Annotated in this window: 12 protein-coding genes; 4 read left to right on the top strand and 8 right to left on the bottom strand. The window is 74.5% G+C overall.

The window, feature by feature from the left end; all coding sequences use genetic code 11:
- From HCN56_RS09855 to miaB, 6 genes are all read right to left on the bottom strand, one after another.
- On the bottom strand, window positions 1-1,630 hold a 1,630-nt coding region (locus HCN56_RS09855; protein WP_312871157.1), incomplete at its 3' end, for a RelA/SpoT family protein.
- A gap of 327 nt (window positions 1,631-1,957) precedes the next feature.
- Window positions 1,958-2,848: a diaminopimelate epimerase gene (dapF, locus tag HCN56_RS09850; RefSeq protein ID WP_167969324.1), complete on the bottom strand. Its 891-nt coding sequence runs from the start codon at window positions 2,846-2,848 to the stop codon at window positions 1,958-1,960.
- Window positions 2,849-3,073: 225 nt separating this feature from the next.
- Complete coding sequence (locus HCN56_RS09845) at window positions 3,074-3,553, bottom strand: hypothetical protein (protein WP_167969330.1); 480 nt, start codon at window positions 3,551-3,553, stop codon at window positions 3,074-3,076.
- Between the two features lie 254 nt (window positions 3,554-3,807).
- Entirely contained in the window at window positions 3,808-4,761 is a 954-nt protein-coding gene (gene miaA, locus HCN56_RS09840) for a tRNA (adenosine(37)-N6)-dimethylallyltransferase MiaA (RefSeq protein WP_167969314.1), read from the bottom strand.
- A 95-nt stretch (window positions 4,762-4,856) separates the two neighbouring features.
- Window positions 4,857-5,600, bottom strand: a complete 744-nt coding sequence (locus HCN56_RS09835; protein ID WP_167969312.1) for a class III extradiol ring-cleavage dioxygenase family protein — start codon at window positions 5,598-5,600, stop codon at window positions 4,857-4,859.
- Window positions 5,601-5,873: 273 nt separating this feature from the next.
- Window positions 5,874-7,394 (bottom strand): tRNA (N6-isopentenyl adenosine(37)-C2)-methylthiotransferase MiaB, encoded by a 1,521-nt coding sequence (gene miaB / locus HCN56_RS09830; RefSeq protein ID WP_167969310.1) that lies wholly within the window; start codon window positions 7,392-7,394, stop codon window positions 5,874-5,876.
- Between the two features lie 157 nt (window positions 7,395-7,551).
- On the opposite strand from miaB, the gene HCN56_RS09825 reads away from it, so the two are divergent.
- Window positions 7,552-8,541, top strand: coding sequence for a TAXI family TRAP transporter solute-binding subunit (locus tag HCN56_RS09825; RefSeq protein WP_167969301.1), 990 nt, complete (start codon window positions 7,552-7,554; stop codon window positions 8,539-8,541).
- 160 nt (window positions 8,542-8,701) lie between these two features.
- Window positions 8,702-11,779: an alpha-mannosidase gene (locus HCN56_RS09820; RefSeq protein WP_167969291.1), complete on the top strand. Its 3,078-nt coding sequence runs from the start codon at window positions 8,702-8,704 to the stop codon at window positions 11,777-11,779.
- A gap of 54 nt (window positions 11,780-11,833) precedes the next feature.
- Here the strand turns inward: HCN56_RS09820 and HCN56_RS09815 are convergent, their stop codons facing one another.
- Together HCN56_RS09815 and HCN56_RS09810 are read right to left on the bottom strand one after the other, a co-directional pair.
- Window positions 11,834-13,246 (bottom strand): sensor histidine kinase, encoded by a 1,413-nt coding sequence (locus HCN56_RS09815; RefSeq protein ID WP_167969289.1) that lies wholly within the window; start codon window positions 13,244-13,246, stop codon window positions 11,834-11,836.
- A 15-nt stretch (window positions 13,247-13,261) separates the two neighbouring features.
- A complete protein-coding gene (locus HCN56_RS09810; protein ID WP_167969287.1) occupies window positions 13,262-13,972 on the bottom strand; it encodes a response regulator transcription factor in 711 nt (236 codons plus the stop codon).
- A gap of 486 nt (window positions 13,973-14,458) precedes the next feature.
- On the opposite strand from HCN56_RS09810, the gene HCN56_RS09805 reads away from it, so the two are divergent.
- A complete protein-coding gene (locus tag HCN56_RS09805; protein WP_167969328.1) occupies window positions 14,459-15,247 on the top strand; it encodes an amino acid ABC transporter ATP-binding protein in 789 nt (262 codons plus the stop codon).
- Window positions 15,248-15,321: 74 nt separating this feature from the next.
- Window positions 15,322-16,164: a glutamate ABC transporter substrate-binding protein gene (locus HCN56_RS09800; RefSeq protein ID WP_167969285.1), complete on the top strand. Its 843-nt coding sequence runs from the start codon at window positions 15,322-15,324 to the stop codon at window positions 16,162-16,164.
- The last annotated feature ends 37 nt before the right edge of the window (window positions 16,165-16,201 follow it).

Genomic DNA, 16,201 nt, shown 5'->3' with positions numbered 1-16,201 from the left:
GCCGGGCGTCCGCCGGGCCCGCCGGCGCGCCGGGTGCGGCGGCGTGGCGGGTCCGATCGCTGCGGGCGGTGAGCTCGCGGCGGATGGCGATCCGCGCGGCGGGCGTCACGGCGGACTCCAACCAGTCGCCCGACGGTTCGGAGGACCCCTCCGGCGCGAGCAGCAACCGAACGGTGTCGCCGTCGCGGAGCGTGGTACCGAGCGTCACCAGCCGACCGTTGACCCGGGCACCCACGCAGCGGTGGGCGGCCTCGCCGTGGCGGGCGTAGGCGGCGTCGACGCAGCTGGCGCCGGAGGGGAGCTGCAGGGCACCCGTGCCGGGTTGTTCGGCGAAGACGGTGATCTCGCGGTTGCGGCGGAGGTCGTCGCGCAGCTCCGCCCAGAAGATCTCGGGGTCCGGCGCCTGGGCCTGCCACTCGAGGAGGCGGGAGAGCCACCCCGGCCGGGTGGGGTCGGCGCGCTCGGCGTCGTCGGCGGCGGCGCCGGACTGCTCGGCCGGGCGGTGGGGGTCGCCGAGGGCGATCACGCCGGCTTCCGCCACCTGGTGCATCCTGCGCGAGCGGACCAGCACCTCGGCGACGCGGCCCTCGCGGTCCGCCACCGCGGTGTGCAGCGACTGGTAGAGGTTGAACTTCGGGGCGGCCACGAAGTCCTTGAACTCGGCCACGATCGGGGTGAAGCAGGTGTGCAGTTCCCCGAGGGCGGCGTAGCAGTCGGCGTCCTCGTCCACGACGATCAGCAGTCGGCCGAAGTCGCAGGGGCCCAGGCTGCCCCGGCGGACCGAGGCGCGGTGGACCGACAGCAGGTGCCGGGGCCTGACCCGTACCGTGGCCTCGATGCCGGCCTCCCGCAGGGTCTCGGCGACGGCGGCGGCGATCGGCTGCAGCGGGTCGGGCATGCGGCGGTGCTCCCGCACGAGCTGCGTGGTGCGCGCGTGCTCCTCGGGATGGAGGATCGCGAAGGCGAGGTCCTCCAGTTCGGTCTTGACCGCCTGGACGCCGAGCCGCTCGGCCAGCATGATCAGCACGTCCCGGGTGACCAGTGCGATCCGGGTCTGCTTCTCCGGGCGCATGACGCCGAGCGTTCGCATGTTGTGGACGCGGTCCGCCAGTTTGATGGACAGCACGCGAACGTCGCTGCCCGCCGCCACCAGCATCTTGCGGAAGGTCTCCGACTCGGCGGCGGCGCCGTACTCGACCTTCTCCAGCTTGGTCACCCCGTCGACCAGGTAGCCGACCTCCTCGCCGAAGTCGCGGCGCACCTGCTCCAGCGTCACCTCGGTGTCCTCGACCGTGTCGTGGAGGAGCGACGCCACCAGGGTCGTCGTCTCGGCGCCCAGCTGCGCGAGGATCAGCGTGACCGCAACGGGGTGCGTGATGTACGGATCGCCGCTCTTGCGCATCTGGCCGCGGTGGGCACGCTCCGCCACCGCGTAGGCGCGCCGCAGCGCATCGAGCGGGGCGCCCGGGTGGTGACGGCGGTGGGCGCGGGCCAGGTGCTCGATGGCGTCCGGCAGGCCGTCGCGCGACGGACCGAACATCGCCGCGCGTCCCAGGCGGCGCAGCCGGCCGCCGTCCCTGCGGTGCACCCGCTCCCGTACATGGCTGCTGCCGGCTGTCTCTGCGCTCACTGGGCACCTCCGCGGCCTGGTCGTGGACCGGCTCAGGGCTGGTGGACCGCGGTGGGGCGGTGCGTGGCGCTCCGGGGCGCCGCACGGACCTCCCGCCGACTCCCGCAGTGGTGCCGGTGCTTGATGCTACCGAGCCCAGCACGGGGCGCCGTACCCGGGCATGGCCGACGGGTTCGGATCACCCCTTCGGGCGACGGGAGTTCGGACGCCGATCGGGACGGAAGGCTTGCCGCGCAGGGGAGTTGGCGCGCCGCAGCGACCGCCGTGCTCCGGCGGGACGGCCCGCCGCGACAGCGACCGCGGCGGACGGCGCCCGGGCCGCCGGCGCTACGCGCGGAGTGCGGCCGGGTCCAGCCAGGCCGGGTCCAGCACGCCCTCGGCGACGATCACGGCCGGTCCGGTCATCTCGATCACGCCGTCGGCGCGCTCGGTGATGGACAGCCGCCCGCCCGGCACGTCGACGGTGTAGGTCACGGCGCGGCCGTCGGCCGCCGGGTCGTGGCCGTCACGGCGGGCCGCAGCCACCATGACGGCGCACGCGCCGGTTCCGCAGGACCGCGTCTCACCGGAACCGCGCTCGTGCACCCGCAGCGCGACGTGCGCCGCGCCGCGGTCGACGACGAACTCCACGTTGGTGCCGTGCGGGTAGGCCTCGGCCGGTGCGACACCGGGGGCCTCCAGGAGCGGCCCGGCGTCGTCGAGCTCCGCCACGAACGCGACGGCGTGGGGGTTGCCCATGTCGACGTGTACCGCCGGCCAGCTGCGCTCCCCCACGGTGACCGTGGCCGTCCCGCCGGGCCCGGAGGGCAGCTCGGCGCGGCCCATCCCGACGGTGACGCCGCCGTCCGCCCCGAGACGCGCCGTCCTGATCCCCGCGCGGGTGCCGACGGCGATCTCGGTGTCCTCGGTCAGCCCGGCGTGCCACAGGAAGCGGGCGAAGACCCGGACGCCGTTGCCGCACATCTCGGCGACGCTGCCGTCGCCGTTGCGGTAGTCCATGAACCAGCGGGCCTCCCCCGCGAGGGCGCGGCCCTCGGGGAGCGCGTCGCAGCGGACGACGCGCAGCAGGCCGTCCGCGCCGACCCCCGCGCGGCGGTCGCACAGCCGGGCCACCGCCTCCGGCGACAGCGTCAGGGCGCCGTCGGGGTCGGGGAGGATGACGAAGTCGTTCTCGGTGCCGTGTCCCTTGAGGAACGGCAGCCCTGCCGGTGTACTCACCTGCCCGATCGTACGACCTGGCGGTGCCCCGGGGTGCTCCGGGCTCGCCCGGCGGGCGCGGCGTCCGGGGAGCGGCCGCAGGTACGGACGCGCGCGGTGTCGGTGTCGGTGTCGGTGTCGGCGCGAATTCCGGGGCGTCGGGCGAAGGAGCGGGCGACGGGCGTGCCGTGTGCGGGGGCGTGCCGTGTGCGGGGGCGTGCCGTGTGCGGCGGCGCACGGAAGCGGTCAGCGCAGCCCGGCAACGCGCCAGACGGCGAACAGGCCGACGAGGGCCAGACCGAGCGCGTACAACGCCAGCATCCGCCAGTCCGGCCGGGCACCGGAGCCCCGCGGGGGCAGCCCGGGCCAGGTGTAGCCGACCCGGTGGGCCGCGAGGACTCCCCAGCCGGCCGCGCTGGAGCCGATCAGCAGCCCCAGCATGGCGACCACAGCGCCGCTGTCGCTGAAGGCGAAGGCGAGGGGGAAGGCGAACATGAGCGAACCCAGCAGGCTGAGCACCACGATCGGTGCCATCTGCAGGATGCGGAGCCGCCGCTGGGGCCGCAGCTCCTCGTACAGCTCCGCCTGGTCGTCATCGCCGGGCGGGCGGGTGGACCCGGGGTCCGAGGGGTGCACCGTTTCGGGCAGCGGCAGGGGTTCCAGCGCGCCGGCGCGCAACGGCTGCGCCCGGCTGCCGTCGTCCCTGTCGCGAGGGCCGGCCTCCATCGCCACGTGCCCTCCCAACGTACGGTTCCTCGGCCTGTAGCACGTTCGATGATGGCACGCCACAGCTCTCCCACAGGGCCTCTGGAGCGTCCCGATGCCATCACGTGACCAGGATGTGACCGTCCGTTCGAGTCGTGGGACAACAGGCGTGAACGCGGTTCCCCGCGCCCCCTCCACACGCCCCCACCTGTGGTGTTGCGGTCGTCACCGCCCCCGCCGGGGGCGCGGGACGGCGGCTCCCCGCGCGGTGCGGATCAGCGGCCGAGTGCGTCCCGCACCAGCTCCCAGGCGCGCTCGGGCAGCTGCGCGCGGTCGGCGGCGGCGCCGCTGAGCCAGTGGACCCGGCCGTCCCGGCGGAACCAGGTGTCCTGGCGGCGGGCGAACCGCCGGGTGGTGCGCACCGTCTCCTCGCGGGCCGTCTCCTCGTCGTACGCGCCGGAGAAGGCCGCGAGCAGCTGCTGGTACCCGAGGGCCCGTGACGCGGTGCGCCCCTCACGGAGACCCGCCTGTTCGAGGCGGCGCACCTCGTCCGGCAGCCCCGCCTCCCACATCCGGTCCACGCGCGTGGTGATCCGCGCGTCCAGTTCGGGCCGCGCCACGTCCACCCCGATCTGGAGGGTGCGGTAGACGCTCTGCTCCTCGTCGGAGCCGGGCAGTTGCGCGGTGAAGGGCTTCCCGGTGATGGCGATGACCTCGAGCGCCCGCACGATGCGGCGGCCGTTGCTGGGGAGGATCGCGGCCGCTGCCGCGGGGTCGGCCGCCGCCAGGCGCTCGTGCAGCGGCCCGCTGCCGCCCCGGGCGAGTTCCTCCTCCAGCGCGGCGCGGACCTCGGGGTCGGTGCCGGGGAACTCCATCCGGTCGACGGCGGCCCGGACGTACAACCCGGAGCCGCCGACGAGGACGGGGAGACGGCCCGCGGCCAGCAGTCGGTCGATCTCGACCCGGGCCGCGCGCTGGTACTCGGCGACGCTGGCGGTCTCCCGGACGTCCCAGACGTCGAGCAGGTGGTGGGGCACGCCGCCGCGCTCGTCCTCGGCCAGCTTCGCCGTGCCGATGTCCATGCCGCGGTAGAGCTGCATGGAGTCGGCGTTGACCACCTCGCCGCCGAGCCGGCGGGCGAGCTCGACGCCCAGGTCGGACTTGCCGGCGGCCGTGGGGCCGACCACGGCCACGACCTGGAGCTGCGGGGGCGGGGGTGTGCTGCGCATCGCGTCAGTCTCCCAGACGGTGCCCGGGCCACGGGCGGGGCGGGCCCGGGCGGAGGCGTGCCGCCGCGGGCCCGCGGCGGCGCGTCCGGCGGCGGTCAGCTCCAGGCCGCGACCAGGTAGCCGACGCCGTACGGCGCCGTGTGGTGCAGCAGCGCGCCGCCGAGGGGTGCCGTGGACTCCCGCCGACCGGCCGCCCCCGCCAGCACCTGCCACGGGGCGGCGCCGTCCGCACCGACGGCCGCGGCCAGCTCTCGGTCGAGGGCGGCGAGGGCTTCGTGGTCGGCGGCGGCGAGCGACCGGGCGACGGAGTCGTCGAAGGGCTCGCCCCGTTCGTCGAGGTATCCCGGCGCCTTGAGGGTGCGGCAGTGGGAACCGCTCCCGACCACCAGAAGCGCCGTGCGCGCCGAGCCGGCGGCGAGCTCCCGGCCCAGCTCCAGGCAGCTCGCGGCGGGCAGGTCGTCCGGCACGCTCACCGCCGTGACGGGCGCGGCGTCCCAGCCCGCGTCCGCGAGGAGCCAGGCGGCGACCGCCGACGGGGCGGGCAGCGGTTCGGCTGTCGGGCCCGCGTCCGCCGTTCCCCCGCCCGGCCCGGCCGCGGGCAGCCGGACCGTCAGCGGAATCCCGAACCCGCGGAACGAACCGGCCGCACCCCGCCCGTGGTGGGTGACGGCGGCGGCACCGGCGCCGACCACGACCAGCCGGTCGGGCCCCGCCGCCGCCACGGCGGCCAGCGCACGGCGGCAGTCGCCGCGCAGCGCGTCGAGTTCGGCGGCGGCGCCGGCGGCCACGGCGGGCACCAGCAGCGGCGGGGCGGGGCAGACAGCGGCGGCTACGAGCATGGTCGGCACCCTACCGGCGCGACCTGCGGCCCCGACCGCGTGAGGCCGACGCGCGGGGCCGCCCCCGGTGATCAGAGCGTCCGGGAGACCCCACGCCGGGCCCGCGGCGCCGGCTGCAGCCATCTGCCGCGTCGTCGGAGACGCCCGCGGACATCCCGCAGGGGGCCGCCCCTCCGCCGTGCCGCTGCCCGCGTCCGGTGCCGCGAGCCGATCCGGCGCGGGGTCCGACACACGCTCTCGGGATGCGGCTCCGCGGCGCGGTGTCGCCGGTGTTCAGCGGGCGGCGCAGCCGCCGGTGGCGTCGGGCAGCGGCGGCGGTGCGCCGACGCCGGGCAGGCCGAGGGAGACGGTGGGACGGCCCGACGCCCCCGTCGGCTGCGCCTGGCGCTCCTCCCAGGCGTCGCCGGAGCGCGTGCGGCGGACGGCGCTGACGGTGTCCTCCGCGAGGAGGTGGTGGGGGGCGGCGTAGGTGACGGTGGCGGTCACCATGTCGCCGGGGCGCACCGGCTGGTCGGGCCTGGTGAAGTGGACGAGCCGGTTGTCGGGTGCCCGGCCGGAGAGTCGGCGGGTGGCGTCGTCCTTCCGGCCCTCGCCCTCGGCGACCATGATCTCCAGGGTGCGGCCGACCTGCTTGCGGTTCTCGGCCCAGGAGATCTCCTCCTGCAGCGCGACCAGCCGCTCGTAGCGCTCCTGCACGACCGCCTTGGGGATCTGGCCGTCCATCGTCGCCGCGGGGGTGCCGGGCCGCTTCGAGTACTGGAAGGTGAACGCCTGCGCGAACCGCGCCTCGCGCACGACGTGCAGCGTCTCCTGGAAGTCCTCCTCCGTCTCGCCGGGGAACCCGACGATGACGTCCGTGGAGATGGCCGCCTCCGGCATGGCGGCGCGGACCTTCTCGATGATGCCGAGGAAGCGCTCCTGCCGGTAGGAGCGACGCATCGCCTTGAGCACCGTGGAGGAGCCGGACTGCAGCGGCATGTGGAGCTGCGGCATGACGTTCTCGGTCTCGGCCATCGCCGCGATGACGTCGTCGGTGAAGTCGCGCGGGTGCGGCGAGGTGAAGCGGACGCGCTCCAGGCCCTCGACCCTGCCGCAGGCACGCAGCAGCTTGGAGAAGGCCTCGCGGTCGCCGATGTCGGAACCGTAGGCGTTGACGTTCTGGCCGAGCAGCGTGATCTCGCTGACGCCGTCGTCGACGAGCGTCTCGATCTCGGCGAGAATGTCGCCGGGACGGCGGTCCTTCTCCTTGCCCCGCAGCGCCGGCACGATGCAGAAGGTGCAGGTGTTGTTGCAGCCGACGGAGATCGAGACCCAGGCCGCGTAGGCGCTCTCGCGGCGGGTGGGCAACGTGGAGGGGAACGCCTCCAGCGACTCGGCGATCTCGACCTGTGCCTCGCGCTCGACGCGGGCCCGCTCCAGCAGCACCGGCAGCTTCCCGACGTTGTGCGTGCCGAAGACGACGTCCACCCAGGGGGCGCGCCGCACGATGGTGTCGCGGTCCTTCTGCGCCAGGCAGCCGCCGACGGCGATCTGCATGCCGGGCCGGCTCGCCTTCTTCGGCGCCAGCTGGCCGAGGTTGCCGTAGAGGCGGTTGTCGGCGTTCTCGCGAACGGCGCAGGTGTTGAAGACCACGATGTCCGCGGCGTCGGCCTCCTTGGGCGCCCGCGTGTATCCCGCCGCCTCCAGCAGTCCCGACATGCGCTCGCTGTCATGGACGTTCATCTGGCAGCCGAAGGTGCGGACCTGGTAGGTCCTGGGCTCGGCCACCGGGAGGCTCCCGTCAGTGCTGCTCATGACCACCAGGGTAGGCGCTGCCGACGGCGCGCCGAACCGGGTTCCCGTCCGGGCGGCGCCGGGACGGGGCCCGGCACGGCCGCAGTGGTGCCGGCGGTCGGCGAAGCCGCCGGTGGGCGCGGTGCCGCGGGCGCCGGACGTCCGGCAGACTGTCGGCATGGTCTCGCGTGCGCTCCCGCCGATCCCCCGCCGACGGCTGCTGGGCCTGGGGGCGGCCGCGGTGGGCGGCGGCTCTCTGTGGTGGCTGGCGGCGCGGGACGGCGAGCCGCCGCCGAGCGGTGAGGTCGTGGTGAGCACCGGGGTGCCGAGCGGGGTCTACGCGCAGTACGGACAGCTGCTCCGCTCCCAGCTGGCGCGGGACCTCCCGCAGGTCAAGGTGGTGCTGACGCCGAGCGCGGGCTCCGTGGAGAACATCGAGCGGCTGCTGTCGGGAGAGGCCGACTACGCCATCGCCACGGCGGACTCGCTGGCGTCCCATCGCGCCGGCGGCGACACCGACTCGCTGACGGCGTGCGCCCGCCTCTACGACGACTACATGCAGCTGGTGGTCCCCGCCGCGTCACCGGTGCGGTCGGTGGCGGAGCTCGCCGGCCTGCGGGTGGGAGTGGGGCAGGACCGCTCCGGGGTGCAGCTCGTCACGCGGGAGCTGCTGGCGGCGGCCGGGCTGGACATGGACCGGGACGTGACCGCGGCCCGCGAGGGCATCCACACCATGCCGCGGATGCTGGAGCACGACCGCCTCGACGCCTTCTTCTGGTCCGGTGGCCTGCCGACGCGTGCGGTCGAGCAGTTGGCCTCCCGGCGCGCGATCCGCCTGGTGCCGCTGGGCGAGCTGCTGCCGCAGCTGCGGCGGCAGGGCGAGCACACGGCGTACTACCGCGCCGCGGTGGTGCCGCCGGACGCCTATCCGGAGGTCAGCGGCACCAGCGGCGTCGACACGGTGGCGGTGGCCAATCTGCTGGTGACCACGGCCGGGGCGGACGTCGCGCTCACCGAGCGGCTGACCGCCTCGGTGATACGAGGACGGGACCACATCGCGACGGTGGTGCACGCGGCGCAGCGGGTGGACCTGCGGACGGCGATCTACACCCAGCCGCTGCAGCTGCACCCCGGCGCCGCCCGCTACTACCGGTCCGTCAAGTCCTGACCGGGGCGGCCCGCCGCGGCACGGGGACCGCCCAGTTGCACGGGGGCCGGCCGCCCGGTGGCACGGTGGGGGGCGGCACCCTGGGAGGTGGCCCCGGCCCTGCCCGGGCGGGCAGGCCACGGCCGGGGCGCACGCGCACCGCAACCCCACCGGAGGACTGATGCACGACGACCGCCGCATCGTGGAAGACCGCCTGCGCCGCGTCCTCACCGAGCGGATCGCCCCCGCCGTCCACGGCGCCCGGGCGCCGCTGACGGTCGAACGCTGGGACGCGCCCGGCGAGCCGGTTCCCGTTGCCGAGGGGCTCGCGGCGCCGTACCGTCCGGCGGCCGTCGGCGAGCCCTGGGGCCCCGCGTGGGGCACCACCTGGTTCCGGGTCACGGGCACCGTGCCCCCCGCCTGGCGGGGCGCCACCGTGGAGGCGGTGCTGGACATCGGCTTCGACCGGGCGCTGGCCGGCTTCCAGTCCGAGGGGCTGGTCCACCGCCGGGACGGCTCGGTCGTCAAGGGGCTGAACCCGCACAACGACTGGGTGCGGATCGCCGACCTCGCGGCCGGCGGCGAGGAGGTGGAGCTGTTCATCGAGGCGGCGGCCAACCCGATCCTGCTGACCCCGCAGCTCCCCGGCCCGCTGGGCGACCGGCTGACCGCCGGCGACGAGCCCCTCTACCGCGTCGAGCGCATGGACCTCGCGGTCTTCCACCCGGAGGTGTGGGAGCTGGTGCGCGATCTGGAGGTCCTCGGCCAGCTGATGGTGGAGCTGCCGTTGGAGGACGCCCGCCGGTGGGAGGTGCTGCGGGCCGTGGAACGGGCGCTCGACGCGCTCGACCTGACCGACGTCCCCGGCAGCGCGACCGCGGCCCGCGAGCCGCTGGCCGCGGCGCTCGCATCCCCCGCACGGGCCTCGGCGCACCGGGTCAGCGCCGTCGGGCACGCCCACATCGACTCGGCGTGGCTGTGGCCGCTGCGGGAGACGGTCCGCAAGGTCGCGCGGACCTCGGCCAACACGGTGGCGCTCATGGACGGCGACCCGGACCACCGGTTCGCGATGTCGCAGGCCCAGCAGCTCGCGTGGCTGAAGGAGCACCGGCCGGAGCTGTTCGCCCGCGTCCGGGAGAAGATCGCGACAGGGCAGTTCATTCCCGTGGGCGGCATGTGGGTGGAGTCGGACACCAACATGGTGGGCGGCGAGGCGATGGCGCGGCAGTTCCTGTACGGGAAGAAGTTCTTCCTCGACGAGTTCGGCATCGAGACGCGCGAGGTGTGGCTGCCCGACACCTTCGGCTACACCGCCGCGCTACCGCAGCTGGTGCGGTTGTCGGCGTCCGACTTCTTCCTCACCCAGAAGATCTCCTGGAACCAGACCAATGCTTTCCCGCACTCCAGCTTCTGGTGGGAGGGCATCGACGGCACCCGGGTCTTCACCCACTTCCCGCCGGTGGACACCTACACGGCCGAGATGACCGGCGCCGAGCTGGCGCACGCGGCACGGAACTTCCGCGAGAAGGGCCGCGCCACCCGTTCCCTCGTCCCGTTCGGCCACGGTGACGGCGGGGGCGGGGCCACCCGGGAGATGCTGGGGCGCGCCCGGCGGCTGCGGGACCTCGACGGCTCGCCCCGGGTGGAGGTCGAGGCCCCCGCGGAGTTCTTCCGCAAGGCGCTCGCCGAGTACCCGGACGCACCGGTCTGGGCGGGCGAGCTGTACCTGGAGTTCCACCGCGGCACCTACACCTCGCAGGCCAAGACCAAGCAGGGCAACCGGCGCAGCGAGTCACTGCTGCGCGAGGCCGAACTGTGGGCCGCGACCGCCGCGGTGCGGGACGGGCGGTACGGCTACCCCTACGAGGAGTTGGAGCGCATCTGGAAGGAGGTGCTGCTCCACCAGTTCCACGACATCCTGCCCGGGTCCTCCATCGCCTGGGTCCACCGGGAGGCGCGCGACACCTACGACCGGCTCCGGGAGGAGCTGGAGGCGATCGTCGCCGGGGCGCAGCACGCGCTGGCCGGGGAGGCGGCCGCCCCGGCCGGCGCGGAGGGCGGCACCGTCGTCTTCAACGCCGCGCCGCACGCCCGCCACGGAATCCCCGGAGGCGGAGCCGCACCGCGCGGCGGGGCACCGGCCCCGGCGCCGGTGACGCTGACCGCGCTGCCGGACGACGCCGGCTGGGTCCTCGACAACGGGCTGCTGCGGGTGACGGTCGACGCACGGGGACTGGTGGTGTCGGCGGTCGACGCCGCGTCCGGACGCGAGGCGGTGGCCCCGGGCGCGGCGGCCAACCTGCTCCAGCTCCACCCCGATCTGCCCAACAAGTGGGACGCCTGGGACATCGACTCCTTCTACCGGCACAACGTCACCGACCTGACCGACGCCCGGGAGGTCGTCGCCGCGGACGACGACGGCCGCTCGGCGACGGTGCGGGTGGTGCGCGCGTTCGGTGCCTCGACCGTGGTGCAGCAGCTCACGCTGCGCGCCGGCGACCGGCTGCTGGAGATCGACACCGAGGTCGACTGGCACGAGAGCGAGAAGCTGCTGAAGGCGGCCTTCCCGCTGGACGTGAAGGCCGACCGGTCCGCGGCCGAGACGCAGTTCGGGCACGTCCACCGCGACACGCACACCAACACCTCGTGGGAGGCGGCGAAGTTCGAGATCTGCGCCCACCGCTGGCTGCACGTCGGGGAGCCGGGGTGGGGCGCGGCGCTGGTCAACGACTCGACCTACGGCCACGAGGTGACCCGCGACGTCCGGGAGGACGGTTCGCAGACCACCACCGTGCGGCTCTCGCTGCTGCGGGCGCCCCGCTACCCCGACCCGGAGACCGACCAGGGCCGGCACCGGATGCGGTACGGCCTCGTCCCCGGGGCGGACATCACGGACGCGGTGCGCGAGGGGCACGCGATCAACCTGCCCGAGCGGTCCGTGCCGGGGTCGGCCGTGGTGCGGCCGCTGGTGGCGTCGGACACCGCCGAGGTGGTCGTGGAGACGGTGAAGCTCGCCGAGGACCGCTCGGGCGATGTGGTGGTGCGGGTGTACGAGGCCTCCGGCGGCAGGTCGGCGGGGACGTTGTCGCTCGGCTTCGCGGTGGCGTCGGCGACCGTCACCGACCTCCTGGAGCGCCCGTGGCCCGGCGCCGCCGCGCCGCCGATCGAGCGCGGCGGGCCGACCGGCGGGGCCGCGGACACGCTGCGGCTCTCGCTGCGACCCTTCGAGATCCTGACGCTGCGGTTCGCCCGCGGCTGAGCCGTCCGGCACGGGTCCGGCGCCGCACCCGCGGGATTGCGGCGCCGGGCCGCCTCACTCGGTTCCGGGGTGCCCCGGGTCCTCGCGCGGCAACCGGACGGTGGCGCGCAACCCCCGCGGGGTGTTGTGTCCGTAGGAGATGTCGGCGCCGCCGGAGGTCAGCAGCGCCTTGACGATGGAGAGCCCCAGCCCGGAACCGGAGACGTTCTGGTGCCTCCCGGCGCGCCAGAAGCGGTCGCCGACGCGTACCAGTTCCTCCTCGGAGAGGCCGCTGCCGGTGTCGGCGACCTCGATCCGCACCACGTCGCCCTCCGCCCGGCAGGACACCTCGACGGTGCCGCCGGCGGGGGTGAACTTGATCGCGTTGTCGACGAGGGCGTCCAGCGCGCTGGACAGCGCGATCGGGTCCGCCCACGCCGTGACGGCGCTGGGTCCGGTCGTCCGGAGGGTGACCTCCTCGCGGTCGGCGACCGGACGCCAGGAGTCGGCCCGCTCGGCGGCCAGCGCCGCGACGTCGGTGGTGCGCAGGTGGACCGTGGACTGCTCGGCGACGGCGAGGTCCAGCAGGTCGTCCAGCACGCGGGCGAGGCGGGCGCCCTCCGCACGGACGGAGGCGAACTCCTGGCTTCCGGGGGGCAGCTCGAGCCCGAGCAGCTCGATGCGCAGCAGGAGCGCGGAGAGCGGGTTCCGCAGCTGGTGCGAGGCGTCGGCGACAAAGGCCCGCTGCTGCTCCAGCACCTCCTCGACGTGGTCGGCCATCTCGTTGAACGAGGCCGCCAGCCGACGCAGCTCCGGTGGGCCGCCGGCCGCGGCGACGCGGGAGTTCATGCGCCCGGTGGTGATCCCGTGGGCGGCGCGGTCCAGGTCGCGGACGGGGCTGAGCACCCAGCCGGTCAGCCGGAACGCGGCCGCGACCGCGAGCGCCATGGCCGCGGCCTCCCCCAGGGCGATCGGCAGCCAGCCGCGGAGGATGCGGGCCCGCAGCGCGCCCGTCGGCGAGTCGGTGAGCACCACGGCGACGACGTCGCCGTCGCGGACGACCGGCGAGGCCACGACCAGGCGGCGGTCCGTCTCCCAGGGCCAGATCTGCCCGGGGCCGTGGCTGCGCCGCCCCGCGAGCGCCTCGTCGAACGCGGTGCGCGCCTCGTCTTCGGCCACCCCCGACCAGCGCGGTGGTGCCGACGCCAGCGGGCGACCGTCCCGCCGGAACACGCCGGCGCGGATGCCGTACAGCTCGTGGTAACGGTCGAGTTCTTCCTCCAACTGGTCGAGCGCGCCGGCCGGCGCGTCCCGTCCCGCGCCGGTGGCGAACTGGGCGAGCGAGCCGAAGCGGGCGGTGTCGTCGATACGGTCGACGACCAGCCGCTGCTGCTCGGTGGCCGCCTGGCTGGCGGCAAGCGGAACGCCGAGGGCCAGCAGCACGCCGGCCTGGAGCAGGATGAGCAGGAGGAGGAGCCTGGTGCGCACGGTGGTGTCGGCCGATCAGGGTCGGGGGACGGCGAGGCGGTAGCCGACGCCGCGGACGGTCTCGACCAGTTCACCCCGGCGGAGCTTCGACCGCAGCGACGCCACGTGCACCTCCAGGGTCCGGCCGGTCCCTTCCCAGCTGGTGCGCCAGACGTCGCTGATGATCTGCTCCCGGCGGAAGACCACGCCGGGACGCTGCGCGAGCAGGGCGAGGAGGTCGAACTCCTTGCGGGTCAGCTCCACGGGCTCCCCGTCGACCAGGACGCGGCGGGTCGAGAGTTCCACGGTGAGCGGGCCGGCGGACAGCACCTCCCCGCCCCCCGGCGGCCCGGACTCGGCGTCGGTGCGGTCCGGCGCCGGACGGTCGGGCGCCGAACGCCGGCTGACCGCGTGGATCCGCGCCAGCAGCTCCCCCGTGTCGTAGGGCTTGACGACGTAGTCGTCGGCGCCGAGGTTCAGGCCGTGTATGCGGGAGCGCACGTCGGCGCGCGCGGTCACCATGATCACCGGGATGCGGGCGAGCCGCCTGATCTGGCCGTACACCTCGAAGCCGTCGGCGTCCGGCAGGCCCAGGTCCAGCAGCACCACGTCGTGGCCGCCGGCCTGGACGCGGTCGACGGCCTCGGCCCCGTTGCGGGCGTGCGTGACACGGAAACCGTGCCGGCCGAGTACCGCGACCAGCGCCGCGGCGACGTGTTCGTCGTCCTCCACCAGCAGCAGTCTCATGCGACCTCCTTCCGCCTGGGCGGCGGTCTCGTCCGTCCGCCGGGCGGGGCCGTACCGCGGCGACGTGCGCCCGGCACGACGGTGGGTCCGCGCGCGCGGTCCGGACGGTGCCGGTCCGACGCGCCGCGGGGCGGTCTGTACGTGCGGTGCGGCCGACCGGGCCGACCCTCGGGGCCGGCTTCGGGGGGCCGCCGGGGCCGGCCGTGGCGGGCACGGCGCGGGTTCACCGTCTGCGACCCCCGGTGAAAAGTGAACTCCGGACAGGCCCGGAAGTCCACTCCCGCGGGCCGGTCGGCCCGTCTGCGGACGCACCGCGCCCCACCCGCCACACGGGGGCCACCGGGCCGTGACCCACCGCTACCACCAGCGGCAATACGTAGTACAGAGACATCAGATCGTTATCCTCAATTTCAGCTCAGATCGGCTGACGTCCATTCGGCCGCTGGCTAGGGTCCCTGCAACCGACGAGGACGGAGCATGACCACGATGAGCGATGTGCCGCTGACCAAGGACGTCGAGGGCGACGCCGCGCCGCTGGCGGAGGACCTGGTCGTCCTGGACGGCGTGAACAAGCACTTCGGTGCGCTCCACGTGCTCCAGGACATCAACCTCACGATCAAGCGCGGCGAGGTCGTCGTGGTGATCGGGCCCTCCGGCTCCGGCAAGTCGACGCTGTGCCGGGCCATCAACCGCCTGGAGACCATCGACGGCGGAACGATCACGATCGACGACGAGCCCCTGCCCGCCGAGGGCCGCGGCCTCGCCCGCCTCCGCGCCGACGTGGGCATGGTCTTCCAGTCCTTCAACCTCTTCGCCCACAAGACCGTGCTGCAGAACGTGATGCTCGGCCCGATCAAGGTGCGCAGGCAGGACAAGGCGGAGGTGGAGGAGCGGGCCCGGCAGCTCCTGGACCGCGTGGGCGTGGGCAACCAGGCCGACAAGTACCCCGCGCAGCTCTCCGGCGGCCAGCAGCAGCGCGTGGCGATCGCGCGGGCGCTGGCGATGGAGCCGAAGGTGATGCTCTTCGACGAGCCCACCTCGGCGCTGGACCCCGAGATGATCAACGAGGTCCTGGAGGCCATGAAGCAGCTGGCCCGCGAGGGGATGACGATGGTGGTCGTCACCCACGAGATGGGCTTCGCCCGCTCCGCGGCGAACCGCGTGGTCTTCATGGCCGACGGACGGATCGTCGAGGAGGCCGAGCCGCAGCAGTTCTTCGACAACCCGAAGAGCGACCGTGCCAAGGACTTCCTCTCGAAGATCCTGCACCACTGACCCGCACGACCGCCGGCGCCGCCGGCCCCCCACACGTAGTCCCCCACCCCGTTAACCAGAGCAAGGAAATGATCATGAGAGTTCGCAAGTCCGCCACGCTGGCCGCCTCCGCCCTCGTTCTCGCCCTCACCGCCACCGCCTGCGGCTCCGACGACAGCAACGGCGGCTCGAGCGACGGTGGCGACAGCAACGACACGCTGACCATCGGCATCAAGTACGACCAGCCCGGCCTGGGTCTGCAGACCGCCGACGGCGACTTCACCGGCTTCGACGTCGACATCGCCCGTTACGTCGCCGCCGAGCTGGGTGTCGAGGAGGACGACATCACCTGGCGCCAGGCGCAGTCGCCCGAGCGCGAGAACATGATCAAGAACGGTGACGTCGACTTCATCGTCGCCACCTACTCCATCACCGACCAGCGCAAGGAAGAGGTCAGCTTCGCGGGCCCCTACTTCGTGGCCGCGCAGGACCTGCTGATGCGCAGCGGCGAGTCGATCTCCAGCAACGACGAGATCGGTGACCTGAACCTCTGTTCCGTCTCCGGCTCGACCTCCGCGCAGAAGATCCAGGAGGACATCGCCCCCGACGCGAACCTCCAGCCCTACGGCGGCTACTCCGAGTGCCTCACCGGCCTGGAGAACGGCGCCGTCGACGCGCTGACCACGGACAACACCATCCTCGCCGGCTACGCCGCGCAGGACGAGCACCAGGGCAAGTTCGAGCTCGCCGGCCTGGACCTGGGCCCGGAGCACTACGGCATCGGTATCCCCAAGGACGACACCGAGCTCCAGGAGAAGATCAACGCCGCGCTCGAGAAGATGTTCGAGGACGGTGCCTGGGCCGAGGCCGTCGAGAAGAACCTCGGCCCGGCCGGCTTCGAGGTCCCGGACGCCCCGGAGATCACCGAGGGCAAGTGATCCATGGTGGCGGGGGGGGGGGGGGGGGGGGGGGGGG

It is taken from the genome of Streptomyces lonarensis (assembly GCF_012033735.1).
GTDB classification, from domain to species: domain Bacteria; phylum Actinomycetota; class Actinomycetes; order Streptomycetales; family Streptomycetaceae; genus Streptomyces; species Streptomyces lonarensis.
Note: the sequence above shows the minus strand (reverse complement) of the source record. Positions and strands in the feature narration are given on the sequence as shown.